The organism is Kribbella steppae (assembly GCF_004342025.1).
GTDB lineage: Bacteria > Actinomycetota > Actinomycetes > Propionibacteriales > Kribbellaceae > Kribbella > Kribbella steppae.
The window spans coordinates 194,104-220,603 of record NZ_SLWN01000013.1; the positions used below are offsets into that span (position 1 = coordinate 194,104).

The 26,500-nt window shown below is 67.6% G+C and carries 26 protein-coding genes; 11 read left to right on the plus strand and 15 right to left on the minus strand.

Annotated features, from left to right (window positions below; translation table 11 throughout):
• Positions 1–287: 287 nt before the first annotated feature.
• Both EV652_RS33210 and EV652_RS33215 read left to right on the plus strand, forming a co-directional pair.
• On the plus strand, positions 288–1,094 hold the full coding sequence (locus EV652_RS33210) for a sigma-70 family RNA polymerase sigma factor (RefSeq protein WP_132213235.1): 807 nt from the start codon (positions 288–290) through the stop codon (positions 1,092–1,094).
• A gap of 201 nt (positions 1,095–1,295) precedes the next feature.
• Entirely contained in the window at positions 1,296–3,089 is a 1,794-nt protein-coding gene (locus EV652_RS33215) for a serine/threonine-protein kinase (protein WP_199238541.1), read from the plus strand.
• Here EV652_RS33215 and EV652_RS33220 read toward each other — a convergent pair.
• From EV652_RS33220 to EV652_RS33250, 7 genes are all read right to left on the minus strand, one after another.
• Entirely contained in the window at positions 3,084–3,380 is a 297-nt protein-coding gene (locus tag EV652_RS33220; protein ID WP_158441360.1) for a hypothetical protein, read from the minus strand. The two genes, EV652_RS33215 and EV652_RS33220, sit on opposite strands and share 6 nt — an antisense overlap.
• A 79-nt stretch (positions 3,381–3,459) precedes the next feature.
• Entirely contained in the window at positions 3,460–4,569 is a 1,110-nt protein-coding gene (locus tag EV652_RS33225) for an NAD-dependent epimerase/dehydratase family protein (RefSeq protein ID WP_132213237.1), read from the minus strand.
• Positions 4,570–4,595: 26 nt separating this feature from the next.
• Positions 4,596–5,321 carry a hypothetical protein gene (locus EV652_RS33230; protein ID WP_242002147.1) on the minus strand — a complete coding sequence of 242 codons (726 nt, stop codon included), beginning with the start codon at positions 5,319–5,321 and terminating at the stop codon, positions 4,596–4,598.
• Between the two features lie 29 nt (positions 5,322–5,350).
• Complete coding sequence (locus tag EV652_RS33235; RefSeq protein ID WP_132213239.1) at positions 5,351–5,983, minus strand: DUF3618 domain-containing protein; 633 nt, start codon at positions 5,981–5,983, stop codon at positions 5,351–5,353.
• On the minus strand, positions 5,959–6,336 hold the full coding sequence (locus EV652_RS33240) for a phage holin family protein (RefSeq protein ID WP_242002127.1): 378 nt from the start codon (positions 6,334–6,336) through the stop codon (positions 5,959–5,961). The genes EV652_RS33235 and EV652_RS33240 overlap by 25 nt, the downstream gene beginning before the upstream one ends.
• Positions 6,337–6,385: 49 nt before the next feature.
• The gene (locus EV652_RS33245) at positions 6,386–7,102 is read right to left on the minus strand and encodes a hypothetical protein (RefSeq protein WP_132213241.1); all 717 of its coding nucleotides are present in this window, start codon (positions 7,100–7,102) and stop codon (positions 6,386–6,388) included.
• 377 nt (positions 7,103–7,479) lie between these two features.
• Positions 7,480–8,472, minus strand: coding sequence for an iron-containing redox enzyme family protein (locus EV652_RS33250; RefSeq protein WP_132213242.1), 993 nt, complete (start codon positions 8,470–8,472; stop codon positions 7,480–7,482).
• A gap of 86 nt (positions 8,473–8,558) precedes the next feature.
• Between EV652_RS33250 and EV652_RS33255 the strand changes: the two genes are divergently transcribed.
• Positions 8,559–8,768, plus strand: coding sequence for a CDGSH iron-sulfur domain-containing protein (locus tag EV652_RS33255; RefSeq protein WP_132213243.1), 210 nt, complete (start codon positions 8,559–8,561; stop codon positions 8,766–8,768).
• A 47-nt stretch (positions 8,769–8,815) separates the two neighbouring features.
• Here the strand turns inward: EV652_RS33255 and EV652_RS33260 are convergent, their stop codons facing one another.
• The 5 genes from EV652_RS33260 to EV652_RS44260 form a co-directional block, all read right to left on the minus strand.
• Positions 8,816–9,466: a HemK2/MTQ2 family protein methyltransferase gene (locus EV652_RS33260; RefSeq protein ID WP_132213244.1), complete on the minus strand. Its 651-nt coding sequence runs from the start codon at positions 9,464–9,466 to the stop codon at positions 8,816–8,818.
• Positions 9,463–10,527 carry a carboxylate-amine ligase gene (locus EV652_RS33265; protein ID WP_158441362.1) on the minus strand — a complete coding sequence of 355 codons (1,065 nt, stop codon included), beginning with the start codon at positions 10,525–10,527 and terminating at the stop codon, positions 9,463–9,465. The genes EV652_RS33260 and EV652_RS33265 overlap by 4 nt, the downstream gene beginning before the upstream one ends.
• Positions 10,528–11,040: 513 nt before the next feature.
• The gene (locus EV652_RS33270) at positions 11,041–11,328 is read right to left on the minus strand and encodes a hypothetical protein (RefSeq protein ID WP_132213246.1); all 288 of its coding nucleotides are present in this window, start codon (positions 11,326–11,328) and stop codon (positions 11,041–11,043) included.
• 504 nt (positions 11,329–11,832) lie between these two features.
• Positions 11,833–12,354 (minus strand): hypothetical protein, encoded by a 522-nt coding sequence (locus EV652_RS33275; protein WP_132213247.1) that lies wholly within the window; start codon positions 12,352–12,354, stop codon positions 11,833–11,835.
• A 148-nt stretch (positions 12,355–12,502) separates the two neighbouring features.
• Positions 12,503–12,652 carry a hypothetical protein gene (locus tag EV652_RS44260; protein ID WP_158441364.1) on the minus strand — a complete coding sequence of 50 codons (150 nt, stop codon included), beginning with the start codon at positions 12,650–12,652 and terminating at the stop codon, positions 12,503–12,505.
• Positions 12,653–12,750: 98 nt separating this feature from the next.
• On the opposite strand from EV652_RS44260, the gene EV652_RS33280 reads away from it, so the two are divergent.
• Positions 12,751–14,730, plus strand: a complete 1,980-nt coding sequence (locus EV652_RS33280; RefSeq protein ID WP_242002148.1) for an APC family permease — start codon at positions 12,751–12,753, stop codon at positions 14,728–14,730.
• Between the two features lie 52 nt (positions 14,731–14,782).
• A complete protein-coding gene (locus EV652_RS46470) occupies positions 14,783–15,454 on the plus strand; it encodes a hypothetical protein (protein WP_500784504.1) in 672 nt (223 codons plus the stop codon).
• Here EV652_RS46470 and EV652_RS33285 read toward each other — a convergent pair.
• The 3 genes from EV652_RS33285 to EV652_RS33295 form a co-directional block, all read right to left on the minus strand.
• Positions 15,348–16,184 (minus strand): GAF and ANTAR domain-containing protein, encoded by an 837-nt coding sequence (locus tag EV652_RS33285; RefSeq protein WP_132213249.1) that lies wholly within the window; start codon positions 16,182–16,184, stop codon positions 15,348–15,350. The genes EV652_RS46470 and EV652_RS33285 overlap by 107 nt on opposite strands.
• 150 nt (positions 16,185–16,334) lie before the next feature.
• On the minus strand, positions 16,335–18,191 hold the full coding sequence (locus tag EV652_RS33290; RefSeq protein ID WP_132213250.1) for a hypothetical protein: 1,857 nt from the start codon (positions 18,189–18,191) through the stop codon (positions 16,335–16,337).
• Between the two features lie 435 nt (positions 18,192–18,626).
• Positions 18,627–19,325, minus strand: coding sequence for a hypothetical protein (locus EV652_RS33295; RefSeq protein ID WP_132213251.1), 699 nt, complete (start codon positions 19,323–19,325; stop codon positions 18,627–18,629).
• 318 nt (positions 19,326–19,643) lie between these two features.
• Here EV652_RS33295 and EV652_RS33300 point away from each other — a divergent pair, with 318 nt between their 5' ends.
• From EV652_RS33300 to EV652_RS33325, 6 genes are read left to right on the plus strand one after another with little or no spacing between them, the layout of a single operon-like run.
• A complete protein-coding gene (locus tag EV652_RS33300) occupies positions 19,644–20,903 on the plus strand; it encodes an ROK family transcriptional regulator (RefSeq protein ID WP_132213252.1) in 1,260 nt (419 codons plus the stop codon).
• Complete coding sequence (locus EV652_RS33305; protein WP_242002149.1) at positions 20,887–21,774, plus strand: ABC transporter permease; 888 nt, start codon at positions 20,887–20,889, stop codon at positions 21,772–21,774. Before EV652_RS33300 ends, EV652_RS33305 begins: the two co-directional genes overlap by 17 nt.
• Complete coding sequence (locus tag EV652_RS33310; protein WP_132213253.1) at positions 21,771–22,580, plus strand: ABC transporter ATP-binding protein; 810 nt, start codon at positions 21,771–21,773, stop codon at positions 22,578–22,580. Before EV652_RS33305 ends, EV652_RS33310 begins: the two co-directional genes overlap by 4 nt.
• 15 nt (positions 22,581–22,595) lie before the next feature.
• On the plus strand, positions 22,596–23,612 hold the full coding sequence (locus EV652_RS33315; RefSeq protein ID WP_132213254.1) for an aliphatic sulfonate ABC transporter substrate-binding protein: 1,017 nt from the start codon (positions 22,596–22,598) through the stop codon (positions 23,610–23,612).
• Positions 23,609–25,138, plus strand: a complete 1,530-nt coding sequence (locus EV652_RS33320; RefSeq protein ID WP_255512658.1) for a sulfatase-like hydrolase/transferase — start codon at positions 23,609–23,611, stop codon at positions 25,136–25,138. The genes EV652_RS33315 and EV652_RS33320 overlap by 4 nt, the downstream gene beginning before the upstream one ends.
• Complete coding sequence (locus EV652_RS33325; protein ID WP_132213256.1) at positions 25,138–26,481, plus strand: family 43 glycosylhydrolase; 1,344 nt, start codon at positions 25,138–25,140, stop codon at positions 26,479–26,481. Before EV652_RS33320 ends, EV652_RS33325 begins: the two co-directional genes overlap by 1 nt.
• Positions 26,482–26,500 lie beyond the last annotated feature (19 nt).

The window sequence follows — 26,500 nt, forward strand, 5'->3', positions numbered from 1 at the left end:
CAGTGTGCAGAGGCAGGTCTTCCAGCATTCAACGAGCTGCGCTGCCTCGGCGGGCGCGCGACCGCGCAACGTGGCGTCCAACTCAGTGATCGCCAGCGCGCTCCACACCAAGTTGTTCGGCACAATCGCAACCTGGTGACGGTTCCCTGCGCCGAATGGTCCAAACCCGCCGATGCGGCGTGCTGAAGCAAGCTTCAAGCTGGTGTGCGTGGGGTACCTGGGTGTGGTCCGGCCGTGGTTCAAACCCTAGCCTCCTCCGCCGGACAATCGCATTTCAGGCGGCTCACATGTCGTTCACCACCCGGCTGCCCCAGCCAACCGCAACCTTGGCAGCCGTCACCGATTCCCGCGTCGATCAGGCAGCGATTGCGGAAAGACTCCTCCGAGAAGCAGCATCAGCCACCGGGCCACGGCGCGAGGACCTCCTCGATCAAGCAATCGTCGCGTCCGTACCACTCGCTCGCACGCTCGCGAGCCGCTACTACCGGCGCGGCGTCGACGCCGAAGACCTGGACCAGGTCGCCTATGAGTACCTCGTCAAGGCAGCCCGCAGCTATCAGCCGGACGACACCTCCGACTTCCGCTCCTTCGCCATCCCCACCATCCGCGGCGGCATCCGGCACCACTTCCGGGACCACGCCTGGGCCGTCAAGATGCCGCGCCGCCTGCAGGACATCCAGACGCAGCTCACCGTCACCGAAGCCGCACTGGCGGCTCGCCTCGAACGCTGGCCCAGCAGCCACGAGCTGGCCGAAGCCCTCGGTCTCGAGGTGAAGGAAGTCGTCGAGGCCCAACGGGCTCAGGGATGCTTCAACCCGTCATCCCTCGACATTCCCCTGCACGACGACTCGTCGATCACCCGCGGACAACTGGTCGCCGATCCCGCTGACACCTATCAGCTCGTCGACCAGATCGAGTCGCTCCGCCCGGTCGTCGCCAACCTGCCGGCCCGGGATCGGCTGATCTTCCAGCGCCGCTTCCTGGAACACCGAACCCAGGCCGAGATCGGCCACGAGATCGGCGTCACCCAAATGCAGGTCTCCCGACTCCTCGGCCGCATCATGCTCCAGCTGCGACTCGCTCTGTCCGTTTGACTGCGAATCTCGAACCGACCGGTCCGCCGATGTCATGCATCCACGAGGCGGATCAGCCACGCCCAGCGAGAGGCACCACATCTTCAGGTTCTCGTTGGGTCGTGTAGTGACCAGACGGACTGGGCACCTGTAGGTGCGGAGAGCTCAGGGTGAGAGTGCGCTGGGCTTTCGCTTTGCCCTGCCCGGCTTCCGGAAGGCGGCATGACGATGACCGACCCGACGATGGCAGGTCGCCTCCTAGCCAGCCGGTACAGGTTGGTCGGGGTATTGGGTCGCGGAGGCATGGGCGTGGTCTGGCAGGCCCGCGACGAGCTCCTCGGCCGGTCAGTGGCGGTCAAGGAAGTCTTGCTGCCGCCGGAGCTACCCGATGAGGAACGCGAGATCCTGCGGCGGCGCACCCTGCGCGAGGCCCGCTCCGCCGGCCGGTTCAGTCACCCGAACGTAGTGACCGTGTACGACGTCGTCGAAGCGGACGGCCGTCCTTGGATTGTGATGGAGCTGGTCCGGTCCACCACGCTGGCGCAGGCGATCCGCGAGTACGGACCGTTGCCGCCGGGAGAGGTGGCTCGGATCGGCCTGCAAGTGCTGGCCGCGTTACACGCCGCACACCGCGCCGGCGTACTGCATCGTGACGTCAAGCCGAGCAACGTGCTGCTCACCGGAGACGGCCGGGTCGTGCTGACGGACTTCGGCATCGCCACCTTGGAGGGCGATCCGTCGCTGACGACGTCGGGCACACTGCTGGGGTCGCCGGCGTTCATCGCTCCGGAACGGGTTCAAGGTCGGGGCGCCGGTGTGGAGTCGGACCTGTGGTCGCTGGGCGCCACGCTCTACACCGCAGTGGAAGGGCGGCCGCCGTACGACCGGGGATCCACGCTTCCTACGCTGGCGGCCGCGGTGACCGAGGAGCCCGACCCGGCGCGGCTGGCTGGGCCGCTCGGGCCGGCGCTTGACGGTCTGTTGCGCAAGGACCCCACGGATCGCATCGACGTCTGGGAGGCGAGACGTCTACTTCACCAAGCCGAGACGGCGTCTGAGGTTCCCTCCGGTTCGCAGGGATCTGAGGCTGTCGACACGTCGAAGGTGGACAGTGGTCAGCGGACGCGGATGCTGCCGATTCCGCCGGTCGTTTCGCAGCCCGGGCAGTACGGCGATGCTCAGCCAACCGGAGACGGTACGGCGGTGGCGACACCGGCCGATTCCACGTCATCAGCCGACGGTCCTGTCGCCGAACCCGATTCGGCCTCGTCGGATGGGAGGGAGTCGTCCAACGGAAATCTTCCGAAGGTTGTCGGTGCGATGCTCGCCTGTGTACTGCTCGCGGTCGCCGTGATCGGTTGGGCGCTGTTCCGACCGGGCGACGACGACCAGGGAAGTCAGCCGGAATCGACCGGCTCGCCGCAGACCAGTGGAGTCAGCAACGCGCCACGCAGTACAGCGGCGCCTTCGAGTACGCCGCCACCAACCAAACGCCGGCCCTCGTCGCCCGCTACCAGCAGACCTGCCTCTCCTAGCAGCCGCACCACCGCGCCCGAGTCTCCCGCGACCGAGCGTGGTCCGGTGCCCGCCGGCTTCGAGCGGCACATGGACCCGACCGGATTCTCACTCGCAGTGCCGGCAGACTGGACCGTGGAGCGGCGAGGTGAGCGCGTCTACTTCCGTGAGCCGGGCAGCGCGCGCTTCCTGCTCATCGACCAGACCAACCAACCCAAGCCGGATCCAGTCGCTGACTGGCGTCAGCAGGAAGCAGCCCGCAAAGACGGCTACGCCGACTACCAGCGCATCCGGATCGAGCCGGTCGACTACTTCGAGAAGGCTGCCGACTGGGAGTTCACCTACGCCACCCCCTCCGGCCGCCGCCACGTCCTCAACCGCGGCGTGGTCACCAGCGATAACCGGGCCTACGGCATCTACTGGTCCACCCCTGACACCCAATGGGCCGAAAGCCGCTCCCTCTACCAAACGTTCACGGAAACCTTCCAACCAGCCTCATGACCCCGCCCGGGCGGCTGATTCGTAGGGCGCCAGCGTCCCGTAGCGGGTGGCACTCCAGTCCCCGGCGGGCACCGGCAGCCAGCGACTCCACCGGCCATCGCCTGCGCTGGAGAACAAGAAGTCACATGGTTCGGCCGGCTCCTGCAAGTGGAATCGCAACGCCAAGCCGAGGACATCCGGCAATCCGCCAGGCAATCCGCCGCCCTTCGACAGCCTCACCGTCGCGAGGTGATCGCCCTGTGGAATCAACGGAATCTGCTGATCGACCGTGAGACGCGCGGCGAAGGTCACGCCGCGCGGATGTACGGCGGGAGCATGCCGCAGCCAGGCCATCGCGTCTAAGAACGCCGAAAACCCGTGCGTCGGCGCGTTAGCCAGCAGTCGGACTGCTCCCGCTCGGCTCAGGGTTTCCCGGTTCATGATTGGCGCGGTGACTGACCGGACCGCGGCTGAGCAGCTCGGACAGCTCACTCAGCACGGTGCGCTGCCGCAATACCGCTGTGAAGTCGGCCGATGCGTTGCCCATCCCGTCGAGGGTTTCCCGCAGTACATCCATTGCGTCGATCGACGATGACCAGCCGAGCTCACGCTCAGCCCGAGAGCTGTCCAAAGCCGGCGCCGCGCACCCCAGGTCCAGCCAGCCCGGTGACACCGGCTGCAGCCGCGCCTGCCAGGCTGCCAGCATCAGCGCGTGGACCACTCGAGCAGGGGTTTTGACCCACCGGGCGCCGAGTGCCTCAGCGATCATCGCCGAGGTGACCGGCGTCGCCGCGGCCAGGTTGAACGCTCCCACAGCTCGCTGCTGCAGGACCCGCACAACCGCGTCCGCGACGTCGTCGGCGTGCACCATCGCAACGGTCAGCCCCGCCGGCATCGGCAGCACCGGAACCGCACCGACGGTTCTGGCCGGCAGCAGCACCGGCAGCGCGTACCGCAGCAACGCGCTCCCCGCCAAGCGCTGACCGATGATCCCGGGCCGCAGCCGCGCCACCGCCGTACCGTCAGAGGACCGTTCGAAAGCATCCAGCAGCCTTTCGGCCCTGACCTTGTGACGGCTGTACGACGAGCTGGGCACGCCGTCGACCGGATAGTCCTCCGCCACCGGAATGTCGTTGCGTTTGGGTGCGTACGCCCCCACCGACGACATGTGCACCACCTGCCCGACACCCAACGCCGAACACGCGTCAAGGACCCGTTGCGTCCCACCGACACCGACAGACTCGAGGTAGCGCACCTGATGCGACGGCTGGAACGCCCACGCCAGATGCACCACCGCGTCCGCGCCACGGACCGCCCGTCGCAACTCGTGTTCGCACTCGCGGCTGGACAGGTCGATCGACACCCACCGGGAGCTACTCGTCGCGGCATAGTGGGGTATCCGTCGTGCCACCGCAACGATGTCGTACTCGCCGGCCTCTCGCAGGCGACGGACCAAGGCGCTGCCCACATTGCCGCTAGCGCCGGTAATGACCACTCGCATAGTGCTCCCTCAACATGTGCAGGCGCTCAGGAGCCAAGTCCGGCCTTGTCGACCTTGCGGTGAAATCGCATCCCCGCCAGGCCACCGACCAAAGCGCCGATAAGGCTGGCAGCGGCCGCGAAGAGCAGCGCGATGATGCCGCCCGTGGTGAGGCTGCCCTCGCTGATGGGGATTCGGGGAAAACTGTTCAGTCGGCCGAGAACGTTGTACTGATCGCCGGCGATCGCCACGACGATTGCGACAACGCCCGCGATGACCACGGCCCACAACCAGACCGCGAGACCCTGTCTGATGCCGTTGAAACGGGCCATCCGGCCGGCCACATAGCCGCCGCAGTAGTAGGCGATGAACAGCATGAGGAGCACGAGGATGGCGCCGATGAAGCCAATGGTTCCTGAATTGGCGTCAGCCTGGTCAGTGGCTTCGGCGGCGCTGGTGCCCGTCGCGACCCCGACCGCGGTGCCGGCGGCTGTGAGCAGCGCGGTCAGCAGGATTGCCGTACCTGTCGCCGTCAGCCAACCGAAGAAGGCCGACCCCACCTTGATACCGCCGTACTCTTCCTTCTCGCGACCCACGACACTGTGCCGGTCCCTGGCCAAGGCGGCCTCTGGGTCATAAGCAGTACTGCTGCCAGGCTCGACATCCGTGGACTCGTCCTGCCTCAGGCCGCGATCGGACTGCCTGGCCGTGTTGTCATCGGGCAGCGGCCGCTCGGTGGCCGGTTCGTTCCTGCGCCTGCCATCTGCATCCACACCCGGAACGTCCGGCCGTCGTTCATCGCTCATCTCGAGGAACCCGCCTGCCGGACGTTGTCGGCCGAGTCCTTCGCATCTCCGGCAACCTGCTGAGCCGCTGACCGGCTCTCGTCGGCCACCTCGCCGGCTGCCTGGGATGCGGAGTGCTTGACCTGCTCAACGGCTTCCTGCGCCGGTTCCTGCAGATTCTCCCTGACCTCTTGGGCGACCTGGGCGGCCTGCTCCTTCACCGGTCCGGCGACGTCCATCGCCCTTTCCTTGGCGTCCTGCGCCAGTTCGCGTTCCTTGGTCGATGCAGGCAGTACGGCGGCCGCGACCCAGCCAGCCGCGAACGCGATCACTCCGGCGGCCAACGGCGTACCGCGAGTTCTCGCGCGAGCCTTGTCCGGTGCTGAACCGACTGCATCACCGACCTTGCTCCCCGCGTCCTGCATCGTTGACACCGCTGAACCCCCTGTGTCGCTCATCGATCCGCCGACCGACTCGGCCGAGCCCATCACGTGTTCCTTCAGCCGATGGACCCCGCCGCGGGCCCGGTCGACCCGCCTGCCTACCACGCGACTGGGGCTGACCTTCTCGGTCAGGGCGTCGACGTCGCGACCCACATTGCGCCGTGTCTGCTCGATGTCTCGCTTCAGCTGTTCCGGGTCTTCAGCCATTTCGCGTCCTCCTTGAGTGATTCGACCGTCTGGTCGGGTTTCGGATCGACCTCGCGCAACTCCTTGCGTCCCGTCATCGCCAGTACGGCGCCAACGAGCGCCCACACGGCGGCGACGATGAGCGCTGCCCAGATGAGGTCCATGGCTTCATCCAGGGCCCACATCACCGTCAAGGAGATGAACAGAGCGACCATCCAGCCCGCGAAGGCCGCACCGCCGAGCATCCCCGCGCCCTTGCCGGCCTTCTTCGCCTCGGCCTGGAGCTCGGCCTTGGCCAGCGCCAGCTCCTGGCGGGTCAGCTGTCCCAGATCGGTGGTCAGCTGGGAGACGAGCTCGCCGACCGACTCATCCATCGACAACCTCCTCGGCTCGCTGCCCGGTGGTGATCCGCCGACAGTCATGTCACTGCCCCGATCCAGGTCCGAACCTCGGCGTCACGGGCGCGCCCGGATCCGGATCCGGCGCTACCGGCGTGGGCGCCGGCGGCGGTGTCGAAGTCGGAGCGACCGGTGGGGCGCTCATCGGCGCCGAGGGCGGCGGGATCAGATAGTCATCCGCTGCAGGGCCTCCAGCCGACTGCTCTGGCACTCCGATGGTGCTGTTGCTCGACGTCCCGGAGCCGCCTGCTGCCAGGGAACGCGTTAGGCGGCCCGCGACAACGCCGGCGGCCACGGCTACCAGCAGGAACGTGCCTGGCTTGCGCCGCGCGTACCCGCGCACCTCTTCCAGCAGATCCCCGGGCTCGTGCTTCTGCAGGAAGTCCGCAGCCTGGTCCGTGAAGTCGGCACCATGCCGTGCCAATTGGGCTCCCAGGCCGGACTCACCGTGCTCTGCCATCCCGCGCAGCTCGTGGCTCACCGAACGCAGTCCGTCGGTGGCCCGCTCCTTCTGCTGGCGGGCCTGTCCGACCAGCTCCTCCCGGGTCTGACCGGCCAGCTGCCGGGCCTGCTCACGGGCGTCCGACGTCACGTCCGATGCCTTGTCCTTGACGGTCCCCGCAACCTGGCGAGTGGCCTCGACCGACGTCTCCTTCAACTGCCCGGCTTCGTCCCGCGCAGTCTCGGTCATACCTTCTGCCGGTGGACTCGCGGCGTCCATCCGATGATTCATATCCGTCATGTGACGGCTCCTTCCAGGAGCGTTGATGACGTTGCGAGGCTCGCCCTTTGGTCCGCCGTACGAGAAAAAGCCGGCGACAGGTCGAGGGGTGGCCTGGCTCAGGCCGAAAGGCGCAGCATCTCTGCCTCGCAACAAGGACTTACTGAAATGGCACACTTCCGTACCACTACTGAAACTGGACGCCCGGTACCCGCAGCCAAACCAGCAATCCGGCCGCTTCAGGAAGCGGACCGGTCGCGCGCGCTGGTGCTGCCCTCAACGCGCACGACCTGAGCCGAGGCCGCCTGTTCGGCTCGGGCCCGGAACGTCGGACGACTGACGTAACCCTCAACAGCGCGGATCGAGAGTCACGATCCGCGCAGGAATACGGAGGTGGCTCATCCTGCGGCGGTGACAGGCCTGCGTAGATGGCGGGTAGGCGCCTTCCATTCGGTGAGTAGGTGCTCGGCGAAGAGGTTGTCCAGGGCAAGCGAGCAGCGTGCGCCGAACAGCACGTCGCCAAGAGCGTCGGGATGCTGTTGCACGTAGCTGCCGCAGAGGTCGTGTGCCGCGATCTGCTCGTGGACCGCATCCGCTTCGACATGCTCGGTGAAATAGCGTGCCTGTTCTGCCGAGGCGCCGAGCCTTGCGGCCCCGGCGGCGTACTGGCGGTTGGGAAGAGTGGAGGTCATCTCGAGAGCTGCCAGGTGACCGATGAGCGCACCAGTCCAGCGGCGGTGGACCGCGAACAGCGACATCACGTTCGACACGGCCAACGTGACGGCCGGCACCGCCGAGACGTAATAGCCGTAGCTGTCGTCGAGCTCGAGCCAGCGCATCGTCGTACGGAACAGTTCGGAATGCATGCGTTCCAGCCGGCCGCCGCCGTACTCGTCGGCTTCGATCTCGACCAACGCCGCCTTTGCGGCGCCGTCCAGGCGCGGGATGGCAAAGCTGTGCGGGTCGGCCTCCTTGAGCTGGTACACAGATCGGTTCAGAACGAACTGGCGGAACTGCTCCTTGGTGGCGTGCCGACGGAGGTACGGCGCCAGCCGTGGACCGTCATCGGCGTCGATCACTGCTCGCAGCTGTTCCGCGACCGGTTGATCGCTGGGATGGACCCGGCAGTCGGCTTCGAGCCAATCGATCCAGGAGTGCTCCAACTGGGTGCGGAAGGCAATGATGCCCGGATCCCATTGGCGATCCGGGTCCACGTTGTCGAAGCCGCGATACTGCAGCTCGTAGGTGACCCAGAGCGCCAGCTGGAGATCATCGTCGGCGAACGGTCGACCGGGTGCGCCGACATCGATGGATCCGACTCGGTCGTCGATTCCCGTGAGCCGATCGTTCAGCCAAGCGCTGAGAGGCCCACGTGGCGGTGGTAGCTGCATGCATGTCTCCTTGAGGCATCGGGCAACGATTCGGTACCTGGTCGGGAATCCGTCGTTGATCACGTAGAGGTGGGTACTACCGGTTCATGACGACGAAGGACGACGGCGCGACGCAGATCCGTGCCTATCCGGACGGCCCGATCCTGGTCCGCGGCGACTTCCAGCTCTTGGACGAGCACGGCGATCCGGTTCCGGCTCCCCGCGGTACCATCGCGCTGTGCCGCTGCGGCCGCACCGCCATCCCGCCCTTCTGCGACGGCACCCACACCCTGCCCCGCCACACCGCGGCAAGCTGAGCCAAGGGGTCCCGTACTCGGCCAAACCAAGCTCAGATGAGATGTCATCAGCGGGCCGGTGGGGCGCTCGCACGGATGATCACCACGTCCTCCTCGTCGACGTCAGCAGGGATCGTCCCTGCGACCTGTTGCGCTCGCATCAGCGGTCCCAGCGGACCGCGCGCGCTGGCTCGCGCCTCGACGTTCACCAGACCCGCCCGTCGCAGTCGCTGCATGGTGGCCTCGACCCGTACGAGTGACGAGTGCACGAGGAGCAGCACTCCACCGGGCCGCAGGTGGGCAGGGGCTCCGTCACACAGCGCGTCGATGATCAGCCGCCCGTCGCGGCCCGCCTCCCACGCCCGGCTCACGCCGAACCGCGGTACGTCGGGCCTCAGCGACGGCACGTACGGCGGATTGCTCACGATCAGGTCGAACCGCTGACCGGCGACAGGCGCGAACGTCCGGCCCTGGAGCGTCCGGACGCGCAGGCCAGCTCGGGTCGCGTTGAGCCGGACGGTCAGCAGTGCTCGTCTGGAGATGTCGATTGCGGTCGTGGTAGCGCCGCATTCCGCCGCGGTGAGGGCTAGGACCCCGCTCCCGGTGCAGACGTCGAGCGCCCGCGAACCCGCATCGACGGTCTCCTGGCGGATGGCCTCGGCCAACATCCACGAGTCTGAGATCGGGGCGAAGACGCCCGGAAGGGTCAGCAGCTTCATGCGCTGAACACCTCCGCGAGCCAGGGAACGACGCGATCAGGGCCGAGCGCACGCAGGTGCTCCACCGGTGGGTCCTCGACCATCGCCCGTACGTCGTCCAGGCCGCCCGGTGCGTAGGGCTCGGCAGCGTCGATCAGGTCGTGAAGGCGGAGCAGGGTGGATCGGGACTCGCCGGTGCGCAGGTCGAGAAGTTCTCCCCGGACGCCGTCGCGGAGCGCGGCCCACCGGTTCTCCGCGATTCTCCACGTCGGCGAGGGCGGTTGAAGTTCGCCGAGGTAGTGCAGGTCGGCAAGCCTGGCCGCGAGAGCATGGACGAACCGGGCAATCGCGCTGGTTCGGTCCACGGTCGCCTGTACGTCCAGGACTCGCAGCTCGAGCGTGCCGTAGCGGAGATGCGGTCGAAGCTCCCACCACCACTCCGAAGCATCGGTCACGGCGCCCCCTCGCACCGCCCAGGCAAGGCCGTCGGCGAACTGCTCCCAGGAGCTGATGATCGGGGGCACACCTTGGCGGGGAAGCTGGGAAGCGATCACCGGGCGCACCGAGCACAAGCCGGTGTCCCGGCCGGCCGCGAAGGGGGCGGCTCCGGCCAGCGCCGCCAGCTCCGGCAGGAGATCTCGCAGTGCGTGGTAGACGCCCAGCGTGCAGTCGGCGTCACCAAAGGCCAGATGCACTTGCAATGAGGAGACCAGCTGCCGGCCGATCACCTCGCGGTATCGCACCCCGAGCCCGGCGGCCCGCTCCGTGGCCGAAAGTGCTGTAGGCCCTTCGAGAAGTGGGTGGACGGGCGCGGCGATCGCGGCCAAGTCGGGACCGCAGGCGGCGGCGACCAGCGCTCGGCACGAGCGCAGCTCCTCGACGGCCTCCGCCACGTTCTCGTGAACGGAGGTCGCGATCTCGAGCTGACACGCCGGCAGCTCCGGCTTCACCCGCGGGTCGCCGATGCCCGCCACCACGGCGGCGACATCCACCGGTAGCCAGCTCCCCCGCCAAACCAGCAGGAGCTCCTCCTCGAACCCCACGGTGCCCGCGACGGTGCCGGCAAACAGCGACCGGAGCATCGCAGCGTCAAGGGGCGCAGCGTCAAGGGGCGCAACGTCGAGGGACGCGCCCAGCCGCCGGCCGGACGGTGAAGCGCCGGCAGACCTTCGGAGCCCGCTCCGGCCAACTATTGACGTGCTCAACAGCGGATCGTTCAGCCCCAACCCCGCAGCGGGGCGGACGGATTCGTCGTCGGTCACCCAAAGCCTCCAGTCCGCGCCAGACCCAGCGCGCAACGGCGTACCAGAGGCTTCCCTTTGAACCCCGCGACCTCCCCGGTACCCCGACGCACACATCAACCCCCTTCGCCGCGGGCAGGCCCAGCCCTGCCCGACGATCAGACGCGCCAGCCGCACCCGCGCACGGAGTCAGACAGCGTTGGCTGGGCCACCACCATGGCGTGGACTGCGGCCCGCAGGGCGGCCCAGTGCATTACCTCGGGCTAGCAACTGACAGGCCGATGCACGAACCCTCAGCAGCTGCCGAAGGCGCACCGCATGGCCAACGCCAAGCCGCTCACCTGCAGATCATGCTCAGGGCTTCTGCCCCGGATCGACTGCCTCGCCAAGGCCGTCGGTAGCCTGCGTCACCTGGTCGGCGACGCCATCCACCGGCAGGTCGAGACCGGTGGCGGCGTCGACGTGTTCGCCGGCGGTGTCGGCATATCCTTGCGCGGTTTCGCCGAGGCCGTCGGTCGCCTGCGTCACCTGGTCGGCGGCATCGCCGACCGGAAGGTCGATGCCGGTCGCGTCGCTGACCTTCTCACTGGCGCCCTGCAGCAGTTCAGAGGCTTTGTTCTTCAACATGTCGAACACACTCATGCGCAATCCTTCGGTTCCGTGGTTACCGGACGTTGCGTTGCTAACCCCCAGTGTGACGGATACAAGACCTCACTCAAGCCAACCGCGCTGGTTCACCAGTTGACGAGGGCGCTGAGAAGGGAAAGTGCCTCGGCGCTGCGGCTGTCCGGTCCGCGTGGTAGACGACGAGTTCCTGCCCCCGGCGCACAGTCGAGTCTTGATAGAGGATCCGAACGAACGCAACAGTTCTGCCGCTGATCGTGGCGGGCTCTCCCTCGCAGTTCCAGCCACCCATAGGCTGCCTCATCAAGGTCAAGACGTTGAGTTCGCCATTTGGCAAGGACGGCGCGCACGACGTTCTGATATTGCGATGCGGAGTCTGTCCTCTACATGAAACGCGAAGCAAGCCCAGGCGGCAGTGCCAACCCGCGGATAGACAGCCGCCTAGGGATCCCTCTGCCTGAGGTCTTCCTGCATGGCTCGGTGTGCCGCCACAACGACGTCGGCGGTGCCGAATCGTGGTAGTTATGCCTCGGGTGCCTTGCGGGGACGGAATCTCGAGCGGAACTTCGAGTCGTACTCCAGCCGCACGTATCCCGAGGAGTGCACCCCCACCGCAACGATCCCCACGGCCAGGAACACGATCCCCGCGACGATCGACATGTGCCAGAAGGCCGCCGTGAGGCCGACGAACGCCGAGGCTTGCGCGACCGCCTTGGCCACCTCGACGAACGGTGACTTGCTCGCCCGATGCCGAAACTCTTCCTGCCGATTCAGCACCAGGAGCGCGGCGAGCAACGGTATCGAGACGGCGAACGCGATGACGCACACCATCGCGGACGGGTCGAGCGAGGTCTCCGTCAGGAACGGCTGGACCACTACCAGGCCGGCGCCCGCCAGTCCTCCGTAGATCAGGTTGGACTGGCGGATCCATTCCACCTGGGCCGCCGGGTCGGCGGCGGCTTCTTCGGCTTCCTGCCGAATCCGTTCGGCTTCGGCTTCCACCAGACGCGCCTGCTCAGCCAGGAAGTCCTTGTCCTCGTTCATGTGCCCATCCTCCCGAAACCCCGCCGGTCATCGCGATCCGACCTCCAGCGAGGGCGGATGGCTCCCGCAGCAAAGGCCTCCACGTCGGCTCCCGATCACACCGGAGTGGTCACACAGTGCTCGGTCTGTGTTGATCCGGCTGCAGACCTCAGCCTAGGTATTCGGTGCTCAGCAGGCCGAGGGCGAGACCTGCGGGAATCAGGACGGCGCCGACCGCGATTCGCCCGCGCAGGACCGCCACGAGGCCTGTGACGGTGAGAATCATGGCGATGACCCAGAGGATCATTCCAACGGGCATCGGCGAAATGTAGCGCGTGTTCAGCCGAAGTGGCGGGATTCTCACACACCTCTAACACCGATTACGAGATGGCCCGCAGGTCATGCATTCTGGCCCGCGTGAGCACTCCAGACGAGTACGTCGTACCGGCCACAGTCAGCGGGCCGGGCGAGCAATCTGCCCCTAGCCGCGGGCTGCCGGGCTGGCTTCTGCAGCACCGGGTGCAGCCGGTCGGACCCGAAGCCGGCGAAGGCCACGCCACACCACAGGCCTGGTGGAAGGTGATGTGCCTGACCGGCGTCGACTACTTCTCGACCTTGTCGTACCTGCCCGGGATCGCCGCCCTCGCGGCAGGTGCCTTGTCACCTCTCGCGACGCTGCTGATTGTCGCCCTGACGCTGCTGGGCATGTTGCCGATGTACCGGCGGGTGGCCAAGGAGAGTCCGCATGGACAGGGCTCGATCGCGATGCTGGAGAACCTCCTGCCGTTCTGGCGGGGCAAGCTGTTCGTTCTTGTTCTGCTCGGCTTCGTGGCAACGTCCTGGATCATCACCATCACCCTGTCCTCGGCCGACGCGACCGTGCACCTGATCGAGAATCCCTACACCCCGGACTTCCTGCACGGACAGGAGGTCGCGGTCACCGTGGTGCTGCTGCTGATCCTCGGCGGGGTGTTCCTGATGGGCTTCAGCGAAGCCGTCGGCGTCGCGATCCCCTTGGTCGGGATCTTCCTCGCCCTCAACGCCGTGATCGTGGTCGTCGGCCTGTACGACGTCGCGACCGTTCCCGGCGCGTTCTCGAGCTGGGTCGACGCCCTCACCGCCGGCCGGGAGGGCTTCGGCGGAGTCATCGGACCAGCTGTCGTTGCCTTCCCGCTCCTCGTGCTCGGCCTGTCCGGCTTCGAGACCGGTGTCAGCATGATGCCACTGGTCGCCGCCGACGGCCAGGATGCCGAGGAACGGCTCGCGAACCGCATCCGCAACACCAAGAAGCTGCTCACGGCGGCGGCTCTGATCATGAGCGTCTATCTGCTGGCGACCAGCTTCATCACGACGGTCCTCATCCCGGCCAACGAGTTCGAACCCGGCGGCGCGGCCAGCGGCCGGGCACTCGCCTACCTCGCCCACGAGATGCTCGGCGAAGGCTTCGGCACCGTCTACGACCTCAGCAGCGTTCTCATCCTTTGGTTCGCGGGCGCCTCGGCGATGGCCGGGCTGATCAACATCGTGCCGCGCTACCTCCCGTCGTACGGAATGGCGCCCGAGTGGGGCCGCGCCGTACGTCCCGTGGTGCTGGTCTACACCGCGATCAGCATCGCGATCACCATCGCCTTCGGCGCCGACGTCGACGCCCAGGCAGGTGCCTACGCCACCGGGATCCTGGTGATGATGGTCTCCGGCGCCGTCGCGGTCACCATCTCCGCCGCGCGGCGAGGCCAACGGCGGGCCGCGATCGCGTTCACCGTTCTCACCCTGGTCCTGCTCTACGCTCTGGTCGAGAACATCATCGAGAAGCCCGACGGCATCGCCATCTCCGGCCTGTTCATCGCCGGCATCATCACCGTCTCGCTGATCTCGCGCGTCTCCCGCACCACCGAGTTGCGCGCCGACCGGATCGAGTTCGACGACGCAGCTCGCGAGTTCCTCACCGACTCGATCCGCCGCGACGGCATCCTCAACATCATCGCCAACCAACGCCAGGCCGGCGACGCCGCCGAGTACGCCGCCAAAGAGGCTGACGTCCGCGACGCCGATCCGGTCCCCCACCGCACCGACGTCCTGTTCCTCGAGATCGACGTGGTCGACCCGTCCACGTTCAGCGACGTACTGCGGGTCAAGGGGGTCGACGTCGACGGGCACCGGGTACTGCGGGCCGACAGCCCCGCGGTTCCCAACGCGATCGCCGCGATCCTGCTGGCATTGCGCGACACCACCCACGTCACGCCGCACTGCCACTTCGAGTGGTCCGAAGGCAACCCGCTCAGCCACCTGCTGCGGTACCTCATCCTGGGCCGCGGTGACACCGCGCCCGTCGTCCGCGAAATCATCCGCCAGCACGAATCCGACCCGACCCGCAGGCCGGGAATCCACGTCGGCTGAGAACATCATGTGAGACCGGCGTTTGGCCTGTCAGCAAAGGCGTTAGAGGTCCGTGAGTACGGCCCTCTCGGCCGATCGTACGACGGACAGTGGACAGGTGACTGTCACCTGGCAACGCTGGCAGCCTCAGATCCCTTTGGTCGCCTTCTACGACGAACGCCGCAGCCTCAGCGATCCGATCGTCAACTACGTCGCCAACACCAAGATCGACACCGTGTTCGTCCTGATCCCGGAGGTCGAACCCGATCACCTGTGGCGGCGCCTCCTCCAGAACCAGCGCGGAGCCATCCTCGCCCACGCCCTGCGCAAGAACACGAACGCCGTCGTCGGCCGACTCCGCTTCCGCGTCCCCGCCAACGAGCCCGATGCCGGCACCGATACCCAGAAGCAGAGCTTAGGGAAATATGTTCTGGACAGGCTGCCATCGGGGTGTGACCTTGAAGCGCAAGGATTGAACCGAGGCTTGCGGGGAACTCGTTCATCAGGCCCGGCCGTCGGGCTCGAGACCGGGGACCTGGCTCAGGCCGTGCGCGTTGATCGAAACAGCGCGCGCGGGCGCCTACATCGTCACTGGGCTCGGCGTTTCCGGGGCGATGCGCCAAGGGCGACCCCGGGATCTACGCCGTGCCGCGCGCTGAGGCTTCCTGACCATCCTGAGTCCCGGCCGCGGTTTCGGCGTTCACTCGTCGGGCTCGGTGCGGGGGGAGTCTGCGGGTGTCGATGAGTTCCTGGGCGACATCGCGCAGTTTGGTGTTGGTGTGTTGTGAGTAGCGTCTGAGGACTGTGAAGGCCCGGTCGCTGTCGAGGTCGTAGCGCTCCATCAAGATCCCCATCGCCTGTCCGACCAGTTTGCGGGCGTCGACGGCTTGCCCGAGGGTGGCCTCGCGGCGGGCAGTGGCGACTGCGACCGAGGCGTGCCGCGCAAGGATGTGCGCGATCGCAATGTCATCGGCGCCGAAGGCGTCGGGCGTGGTGCTGTAGAGGCCGAGCATCCCGACGGTGCCGGCGGCGGTGGTCAGCGGCACGTCCAACACGGTGCGGACGCCGAGTTCGCGGACCTCGGCAGCCCATGCGGGCCAGCGCCCGTCAGTGGTCGTGTCCGATACCAGGACGTCCTGGCCGGTTCGCATCGCCTCGACCAGCGGCGCATGCCCAGTCGCCATGGCGTGATGGAAGATCTCGCAGACCAGCGGGTCGGTAGCAGCCGGAACCTCGGGGCGGCCGCGGCTATGAAGGGCAACACCGGCATAGGAGCAGTCCAGGGCCTGCAGCGCGAAGTCCACGACCGCCTGGACGGTCTCCTCGACTCCGGGCGCGTCGTGCAACTCGACCGCCAACCGGGCGAACACATCGGCGGCGGCCGCGCCGTCAGGATTGATCGTCGCCAACTCGGTCTCCGGGGGCGCCTCGGTACGAGCACCCCGCTGACCGGTGTGATCTGTGCGATCCATCATGCCCCTCATCCTCCCGCCCGCCCACGATCTGCTCAACACGGCGCGCGCTCGTCCGCCACCCCGTCCGAGGTCAGACGGACCGCAGCGCCACTACCGACGGCCGCCGATCTGGGCGGCCGTCGGGTTGTTGTGGCTGCGGCTCGAACGGGCTCAGGAGTCGTCGCTGAAGGTTCCGCCGAAGATGTCGGAGTTGCCGAAGGTTGCCGGGCAGTCGTTGTTGGGTCCCGGTCGCAGTTCCGTGGAGTGCGTGGCCGGTAGCTCGGCTGCCGCGTCTTGGTCCTCCTTCTCGTCTCCCACAATGGGTTCGGTGGTGCCGGCCAGGACGTCCTCGACGAACGCCTGACGGTAGGTGTTGATGGCGGTGCAGACGGTTCCGTTGCGCATGTCGTTCCAGACGGCGGAGCCGTAGTCCCGCGTGGCGACGGCGTAGTTGTAGTCGCCGAGGAACTCTGAGGTCAGGCTGTTGGCGCTGGACGCGCGTCCGTCGCCTACTGCTCCACGCAACACTGTCGTGAACGCGCCGACGGTGTGGGCCGTGCCGGTGATGTCGGCGTGCCGTACCACGCCCAGCACCCGGCGTGCGGAGGTGGTGTCGTTGCGCCATGGGTCGAGCCAGGCGTTGTAGACCAGCCACGCGTCGGTGCCGTCGGGCGAGATCGCCACCGCCGGGAAGTTGGCTCGGTCGCTGCCCTCGCTGACTACCACCTTGGCCGAGTAGGTGCTGCCGCCGTTGGTCGAGCTCACCAGGAACGCCTTCTCGAGGTTGGTTCCCTGACTGTCGTCGGACCAGGTGAGCAGGATCTGGTCGGTGGCGTCCGCACCGGTCGGCGCGCCGTTGGCGATGTCGAACGACGGGAAGGTGTTGGTCCGGGCGCCCGCGATGCCGTCGATGGTGAACCGGCCCTGCGCGGGGTCGAACTGCCCGATCCCGCCAAGCCCCGACACCACGGCCCTCGGACGCTCGAAGTTCTGGCCACCGTTGAAGGACCGGGCCTGGAAGAAGACGCCCTGGCGGGTTCGGATGTCGGTGCCGACCCACACCACGTAGACCACGCCTTGGCTGTCGGTTCGGATGGCACAGCCCTGCCGTCCGCCGGTCTGGTTGTTGTTGGTCGCCGCGGACAGCTGGCGCGTGGTCCACGTGTCGCCGCCGTCGGTGGAACGAGCGAACAGCACCGGCTCGGCTCCGGCGGCCCCGCGGAACCCGACGTTGCAGACGTAGGCGTTGCCGAAGTGAGGGCTGATCTCAGCGTTGTCGGCCCAGACCTGTTCCTTGTCGCTGAACAGGGCCTGGTTCTGCCTGGTCACGACCACCGGGTCCATCCAGGCATCGTTGTCACCGGCGATGGCGCCGGCCAGGTCATCGGTGCGGGACACCGCGATGGCGGCATCGCCGGGAAAACCGGGATTGCCCGGAAAGTTGGTGGCGATGTTCGCGTAGTACAACCGCTGCCCGTTCGCCCAGGAGAAATTCCCTGAGGCGTCGGGAACGGGACCGAAGACCAGCTCCGGGTCGCCGTTGGAGACCATGCCGTTGACGTCGTAGTTGGGCAGCGTGCCGATCGGGCCGTTGGGATCGGGCACGCAGCCGGTGTCGCCGGCCGGGGGTTGGCCGGGCGCGACGTCGGGTGCGCCGAGGCAGGACGGTGTGACGCGCGCCGAGAAGCCGGTGTACGTCGGTTGCGTCCACGTGCGGCCGGAGTCGGTCGAGAACTGGATGCCGGATAGGCCCACGCCCGGGGTGAACGGACAGGTGCGGTCATCGCCGGCGTTACACGCCTCCATGTCGATGTTGTCATTGGCTCCCGCCGCGAGGATCGCGGGGTTGACCGGGTTCACGGCCAGACCCGGCTCGTTCTGCTTGTTCTGCGAGAACAGCTGGTCATTGCTGCCAACGGTGACTTCCGTCGACCCGCCGGGCGTGATTGGCGCGGCCTGGGCCGGCGCCGGGAGAAGTAGTGCTGCGACTGCCGCGGCGACCGTCGCGGCGACATTGATCCTGCGCATGACGCTCCTCGGATAGATGGATCGTTCTGCGCGGCGCGCCTGGCTGCCCCGAGCACCGGCCAGGTGGTCGCAACCTCTCAGTTTCGTCCGCTCGCGGCGCCCCGGCAAGGAGCTGAGCCGATCCAGAGGCGCTGGGCAGCAGCAGCCGCCGGGCACGGCCAGCGAGCGGTCCGCGCGGTCACTTCCTGTCATCGGCTGATGCCGTAGTAGGAGCGGCGTGCGTCAGCGCACCGCGACGCTGTGCGTCGCGGTGATCCAGCTCTGTCAGCCGTCACGCGACGCAGAACGCTGGCGTCAGCCACAACATCATCGGCTCCGTCCGTCACTCAACCGCAAGCCGGTGTTTCTCGACGGGTGGATCCAGACGAAGCCGTTCGAGAACCTCACGGACGACATCCTCTGCCCTCGACCTGCAGGCGACGAGCAGCAGCGCCACTACCGGGGAACGATCCCGCTCCGCCCCTGCCACGAGCCGTGCTCGGACAGCGGCCGGAACCGCAGGGTGGCGAACTCGTGGTGGAAATCCCTGCGCCGGCGTTCGGCCATTGCGGCGGCATGACGGTCGGGTGCCGGGACAGTGCTGTGGCCGTGCACCATCTCTTCCATCTGCCGCACGGACCGCCAGACCGAGAACGTAGAGATCGTCCGAGGCGGGCGCATCGCGGCCAGCGCCAGCGTGGCCCCCGGATGGTCGCGAACCAGCCGTTCCACGGGCTTGCCCCACTTAAGGAACCTCGGCACCTCCAGGAGGCGCATCCGGGCCAGCGTGACCGCCACGACGGGTTCGGCAGGGTCCCATTCGCCCGCTCTCGCCGGAAGGTCGGGCAGCGCCGCAAGCCGCGACCAGCGGCGCAGGAACTGCATGCGCACGTGCCAGCCTGCCGCCAACTGCCTGCCCAGGAGGTCATCCGCCAGGAAGGTCTCGACCGCCGCCTCGTCCTCCCACCGCGCGAACATCGCCATCCGACGCAGCTGCATCCGGGCCGGCGAGACGGTCGGTGCACCGAGCCGCATCAGCGCTAGGCACTCGGCGTACCGCAACCCGGGCGTGGAAGGCACAGTCGGCGCCTTCCACAGTACCCCCGCTGTCGTCGTCGGACGGAGCTCCGCGAGGTGGAACGTAAAGATCGTCATCGTCGGGCAACTGTCCCACGAGTGAGCCATGGCCTGCGATTCGAGTTCTCGAGGTAGTGCTTCGCCTTCAAGCACCGCTCCGTCGCGCCGACGACCGATGCGTTCGAACGTCCGCTGCGGAGGACCCGACCTGGTGCCGAGCGACCTGGGGTCGGTGGCCGATCACGGTCTCTGCCTTCGGCCAGGTCCTCGTCACCGCGGAACGTGGAAGCTCACACCCGGCGGCCCTGGCCTTCGTCGCGCCGGATCTCGGACGAATCGTGGAGTTTTTTATCCGGAGTATTGACGGAAAAATTCCGGCGTTCCTACGGTGCGGACATGTCGATGCCAACCGGAGTGCATGCGCTCGTCCGGCGCACCCACGAGGAGCGCGTCCTCCGCGCCCTTCGAGGGGGCGGCGCCATGAGCCGTGGTCAGATCGCCGAGATCGTCGGTCTTTCCCGGTCGACGCTGTCCGAGATCACCGGGAGTCTGCTGCAGCGGGGCGCCATCGTCGTCGTGGACACCGACGCGGCGAAGCGCGAGGGCAGCGGACGCCCGGCTGAGCGGCTCGCGCTCGATCCGGGCTCGGGCCAGTTCATGGGAGTCGACTTCGGCCATCGGCGCGTTCATGTCGTGGTGGCGGATGCGTCGCACGAGATCCTGGTCTCGGGTTCGACCCGGTACGACGACGACGCGCCCTGGCGGACCCGGATCGACCTGGCCTTCGAATTCATCGATCGGCTGAGCGTCGACGCCGGTGTGCACTACGGAGCACTCCAGGGCATCGGCATCGGCGTGCCAGGTCCGTACCCCACGCAACCGACAGCGAGCCCTCACGCCACCGCTGTGCCGGCGCTTCACGGCTCGGCGGACGACGTCGATGCCGCGTTCGTCGGCCGCTTCGACGCGCCTGTGCTCGTCGACAACAACACGCGACTCGCCGCTCTTGCCGAGGCGATCAGCGGCGGCAGCGCTGTCGACGACCTCCTCTACGTGCGGCTGTCCGACGGCGTCGGTGGTGGGCTCGTCGTCGGCGGCCGGCTGGTCACCGGCTCGACCGGCCTGGCCGGCGAGTTCGGGCACGTGATGGTCGAGCCGGAGGGGAAGGAATGCCGGTGCGGCAAGTTCGGCTGTCTCGAGACGGTCGCCTCGGTTCCCGCCATCCTCGCCACCTGCCAGGACCTCGGCCTACGGCTGGAGACCCTCGATGACCTGAGGGCCTCCGTCGAGCGCTCGCACCCCGTCGTCGATCAGGTGCTACGCGCCGCGGCCGTGGCTGTAGGTCACGTCGTCGGTACGGCGGCGATGGCGCTCAACCCGGCGCAGATCGTCGTCGGCGGGGAGATCACCCGGATCGCGCCGGTCATCGTCCAGCAGGTCACCGCGACCGTCGCCTACGAGCTCTTCCCCAGACCCGCCGCGAGACCCCTCGTGCGCGCCGCTGAGCTGTCCGACGACGACGGCGCCATCGGCGCGCTCGCGGCCCTGTTCCACAACTCCCCCTTGCTGGCCGGATACCCCGAGGCAGACGCGGCCAGTCAGGCAGGCCCACGCCAGACCACCACCGAAGGAGTGGCTCATGGCCGTTCTCGATAAGCGAGGCGTCGAAATGCACGACGCTGACGCCCCGGCAAACGCACCAGACGACCGACCGGCCGCAACCGACGGTGGGCCGGCGACTGCCAGCGACGCAGCCATCGGCCGGAACCCCTCGTCGTCCGGGCGGCGAGGCGTTCCGACGGCATTGAACGCGGTGTCGATCCTGCTCGGCATCGCGCTCTGGTGGACGCTTGCCGCGCTCGGCCTCAAGCTTCCGACGCCGCCGGAGGTTGTCGGGCAGGCCGCCACGCTGCTCGGCAACGGCACGCTCGAACGCGACATCCTGGCCAGCTTGACCAGAGTGCTCGCCGGCTTCGCGCTGGGGACCGCCGTCGCCATCCCGATCGGCTTCCTGATGGGCTGGTACGGCGTCGTCCGGGCGCTCGTCGAGCCGTGGGTGCAGTTCTTCCGCACCATCCCGCCACTGGCGATCATCCCACTGGCCATCGTGTTGATGGGCATCGGCGAGGCGCCGAAGATCTTCGTCATCTTCCTCGCCGCCTTCCTGGCCTGTGTCATCTCGACGTTCCAGGGTGTGGTGAACGTCGACCGCACGCTGATCAACGCCGCGCGGGTGCTCGGCGCGAACGACCTGACGATCTTCGTCCGAGTGGTCGTGCCGGCCTCGACGCCGTTCATCCTTGTCGGCATGCGGGTCGGCCTCGGATCGGCCTGGGCGACTCTGGTCGCGGCGGAGCTGATCGCGGCCCAGCAGGGCCTTGGCTACCGGATGCAGAACGCGCAGCTCTACTACGACCTGCCCACCATCTTCGTCGGCCTCATCTCGATCGGGATCCTCGGTCTGGTGATGGATCGGATCCTGCTGCTGACCGAACGCAAGCTGACCGGATGGCAGGAACGCCGATGACCACCATGACAGCCAAGATCTCCGTGCGGGGCGTCACCAAGACCTTCGCCCTGGGCAACGAGATGTTCACCGCACTCGACGACGTCTCGCTCGACATCGCGGACAACGAGTTCGTCACCGTCGTCGGCCCTTCGGGCTGCGGCAAGAGCACCTTGATGAACATCCTCGCCGGTCTCGAGGAACCGACGCGCGGCCAGGCCCTCGTCGACGCCGTACCGGTGTCCGGGCCCGGGCCCGAGCGCGGTGTGATCTTTCAGCAGTACGCCCTGTTCCCGTGGCTGACCGTCCGCCAGAACGTCGAGTTCGGCCTCCGGACAGCTCGTGTGCCGGGCTCCGAGCGCCGGTCGCGCGCCGAGTACTTCATCAAGATGGTCGGGCTCGAGCAGTTCGCCGACGCGCTGCCGAAGATGTTGTCGGGCGGCATGCGGCAGCGGTGTGCCATCGCCCGCGCCTATGCCGTCAACCCGTCGATCCTGTTGATGGACGAGCCATTCGGCGCGCTCGACGCACTCACCCGGGTGAAACTCCAGGAGCAGCTGCTCGACACGTGGAGCAAGGAGCGGCGCACCGTGCTGTTCATCACGCACGACGTCGACGAGGCCGTCTTCCTCGCCAACCGGGTCATCGTGATGGCCGCCCGGCCCGGGCGGATCTACGACGTCATCGAGGTCGACCTGCCCTACCCGCGCTCGGAGGGGTTCCGCCTCAGCCCGGAGTTCGCCGCGCTGCGCAACCGCGTCTGGCACTCCGTCTACCACCAGGACGGCCGCCGGTCGGCCGCTCCGTCGCCGTCATCGACGGCCTGACCCGAAGGACCCAGAATGTCGTTCTCATCAGCTCGCCCGCTCCCCCGCCGGCGCTTCACGGCCGGGGCCGTCGGACTGGCCCTGGTCGCCGTCGTTGCCGCTTGTGGCGGCAACTCCTCCACCGCCGGCGGCGGCACCGAAGAGGTGAACTTCGGCTACATCGGGGACTTCAACGGCACCAGCCTGCTCGCGATCGCCGACGATCAGGACCTGTGGAAGAAGCACGGCCTCAAGGCGAACGCCAAGGTCTTCACCAACGGCCCGCTCCAGATCCAGGCACTTGGCACCGGCGACCTCGACTTCGGCTACATCGGCCCGGGTGCGATGTGGCTACCCGCTTCCGGCCAGGCGAAGGTCGTCGCCATCAACACTCTCGGCAACGCCGACCGCGTCATCGCCCAGGCCGGCACCACGTCGATGGACCAGCTGAAGGGCAAGACGATCGGCGTACCCGAGGGCACGTCCGGCGACATGATCCTGACCCTTGCCTTGCAAAAGGCCGGCATGACCAGGTCCGACGTCAAGATCGTCCCGATGGACGCCTCGACGATCGTGTCCGCGTTCTCGTCGAAGAAGATCGATGCCGCCGGGTTCTGGTACCCCGCGATCGCGACGATCAAGAAGCAGGTGCCCGACCTCGTCGAGCTGACCAAGAACTCCGACTTCGAGTCGCAGGTCTCCTTCCCGACGGCCTTCGTCGCCGGCAACGACGTGGTCGCCAAGCAGCAGGACAAGACCAAGAAGGTGCTCGCGGTACTGCGGGAGGCGATGGAGTTCAGGTCGGCGAAGCCCGACGAGGCCGTCAAGCTCACCGCCGAGATGCTGTCCGTGGCTGAAGACCAGGTGAAGGCAGACGCGGGCAACGTGAAGATCCTCAGCGTCAAGGACCTCGACGCGATGACCAAGGACGGCACGATCGACAAGTGGCTCACCGGGATGGACAACTACTTCGTCCAGGCGGGCAAACTCAAGCAGCCAGGCGATCCGAAGACGTACTACACCGGCGACCTGTTCATGGCGGCCGCGCAGTGACGAAGCCGGCGAACATCCTCTTCCTGATGACCGACCAGCACCGGGCCGACACTCTCGGGGCCTACGGCAACAGCCGGGCGGTGACGCCGGTCCTCGACGAGCTCGCCAGGACCGGCACCCGCTTCGACCGCTGGTACACACCCACCGCGATCTGCACCCCGGCGCGAGCGAGCCTGCTGACCGGCCAGGCGCCGTTCCGGCACAAACTGCTCGCCAACCACGAGCGCAACGTCGGATACATCGAGGACCTCGCCGACGGGCAGTTCACCTTCTCCGAGGCGTTGCGGAAGAAGGGCTACAGCTGCGGCCTGATCGGCAAATGGCATGTCGGTACCGACAAGTCCGCGGCGGACTTCGGGTTCGACGGTCCACACCTGCCGGGGTGGCACAACCCGGTCGATCATCCGGACTACCTCGCGTACCTGGCCGAGCGCGACCTCCCGCCGTACCGGATCAGGAACCGGATTCGTGGCACGCTGCCGAACGGCGGGCCGGGAAATCTCTTGGCTGCCAGGCTGCAGCAACCGGTCGAGGCAACCTTCGAGCACTACCTCGCCACGCGGGCAATCGAGACGCTCGAGCGGTACGCGGCCGACGCGCACGAGCGGGATCGCCCCTTCTACCTCGCGCTGCACTTCTTCGGCCCTCACCTGCCGTACATCCTGCCCGACGAGTACTTCGACCTCATCGACCCCGCCGACGTCGAGCTGCCGCGGTCGGTCGCGGAGACCTTCCAGGGAAAGCCGCCGGTGCAGCGCAACTACAGCGCGCACTGGACTTTCGACACGATGCCGATCGAGACCACCCGCAAGTTGATCGCCGTCTACTGGGGCTATGTGGCGCTGATCGATCGGCAGATCGGGCGGGTGATGGAGGCGATGGACCGCCTCGGCCTGGTCGACGAGACCGCCGTCTTCTTCACCTCCGACCACGGCGAGTTCACCGGAGCGCACCGGCTGCACGACAAGGGGCCGGCGATGTACGAGGACATCTACCGCACGGCCGGGCTGCTGCGCGTGCCGGGCGCGCCCGCGGGCATCGAACGGTCCGAGTTCGTCAGCTTGCTCGACTGCACCGCGACGATCCTCGAGCTGGCGGGAATCGATCCCAAGCCCGCCGTGGACTCGCGCAGCCTGCTCCCGCTCGTCGCCGGCGGCGAGGCGGAGTGGGATGACGACATCGTCTGCGAGTTCCACGGACACCACTTCCCGTACCCGCAGCGAATGCTCCGCACCGACCACCACAAGCTCGTCGTCAACCCCGACTCGGTCAACGAGCTCTACGACCTGTCGGTCGACCCGGACGAGCTCCTCAACGTCTACGAGCACCCTGAGATGGCCGAGGTGCGGACCCGGATGATGCGCCGGCTGTACGGCGTCCTGCGGGACCGCGGCGACAACTTCTACCACTGGATGACCTCGATGTACGACGTCGGCGACGTGGCCTACGACCCGACCCTGAGCGGGCTGGACGAGACGACGTACCAGGCACCCCAGTCATCACACGACGAAGGAGTACCTGACTGATGACCAGCTCCGAGCACGGGTTACACCTCGACCGGCGATCCTTGCTGGCTGGAGCCATCGGCTCCTTGGGCGCGGCGGTACTGCCCACAACCGCGGCGCAGGCTGCGCCGACGGAGGTCGCCTCGGGGCGGCGGTATCCGTCGAACTGGCCCGACCTCGATCCCTACGGCCGCGCCGACACCCGGCCGGACCTCTGGCCACGCGATGACAACTCCTTCATCCTCCCGCTCGAGCTCCGCCCCCGTGACCACGAGCGCGGCCAGGTCTGGATGCGGGACACCTACGTCAACTGCTTCGTCGTCGACGATCGTCCGATCTACGTCGCCACGGGCACGACCCGGGTGCCCGGACGCGATGCCGCGGGTCCGTGGAACGACGGCATCTTCGTATGGACGTCCCCTTCTCTGCGAGGACCCTGGAGGCTGGCAGACACGACCGGCGTCCGGCCCGGTGCCGAGCGGGGCAAGGTGTGGTCCCCCGAGTTCGTCGGCGAGAACCGGCCCGGCCGCACCGTCGTCGCTCCGTGGCAGGAGTACTGGTACGACGACCGGTTCGGCAAACGAGGCGACGTGTGGGCTCCGGAGCTGCACCACTTCCACGGTAAGTGGTACATCGTCGCGTGTATGGGCGACCACTCCCGCAAGGTCGGTTCCTTCATGCTCGTCAGCGACGGCGGGGTCGAGGGCCCTTACCGGCTCGTCGAGGGCAACCTCGAGAAGCCCTTCGGCGATTCGTTCATCGGCGGGCCGAACTTCATCGAACCTGGCGCCTACCACCACATCGACGGTGGCCTCTACTCCGAGGGCGACGAGGCGTGGCTGGTGCTGCACAACGACCTGTACGCGAAGTTCCGGCCCGACATGGAGGGCATCGTCCCGACGACGAACCTCCCGAGGTTCCAGCAGACGCCCTACGCACCCGAGCCGTATCTCGAAGGTGCGTACGTGTTCAAGCACGGCGGCAAGTACTACCTCGTCCAGGCGGCCTGGGACCGGTCGTCGACCAATCCTGACGGCAGCGCGCGGTACGCGTACGACCCAGCCGGTCCAGGCCGCACGCAGTACCAGTACGACGCGATCGTCGCGGTCTCGGACAGTTTCGAGGGCCCGTACTCCGAGCGATGGACAGCGGGTGTCGGCGCCGGCCACAACAACTTCTTCACCGATCACAACGGCCACCTGTGGGCGACGTTCTTCCGCAACCCGACCGTGGGCTACTGGTCCGACCCGTCGCGCATCGCCGACGCCGCCGTACCCGGCGTCGTCCGGCTGGAATGGACCGGTCCGGAGGGCAATCGCCTGTATGTCCAGCGCCGGGGCGGCGAGCGCCCGCTCAACGGCTGACCACGCACGCACCAGGAGC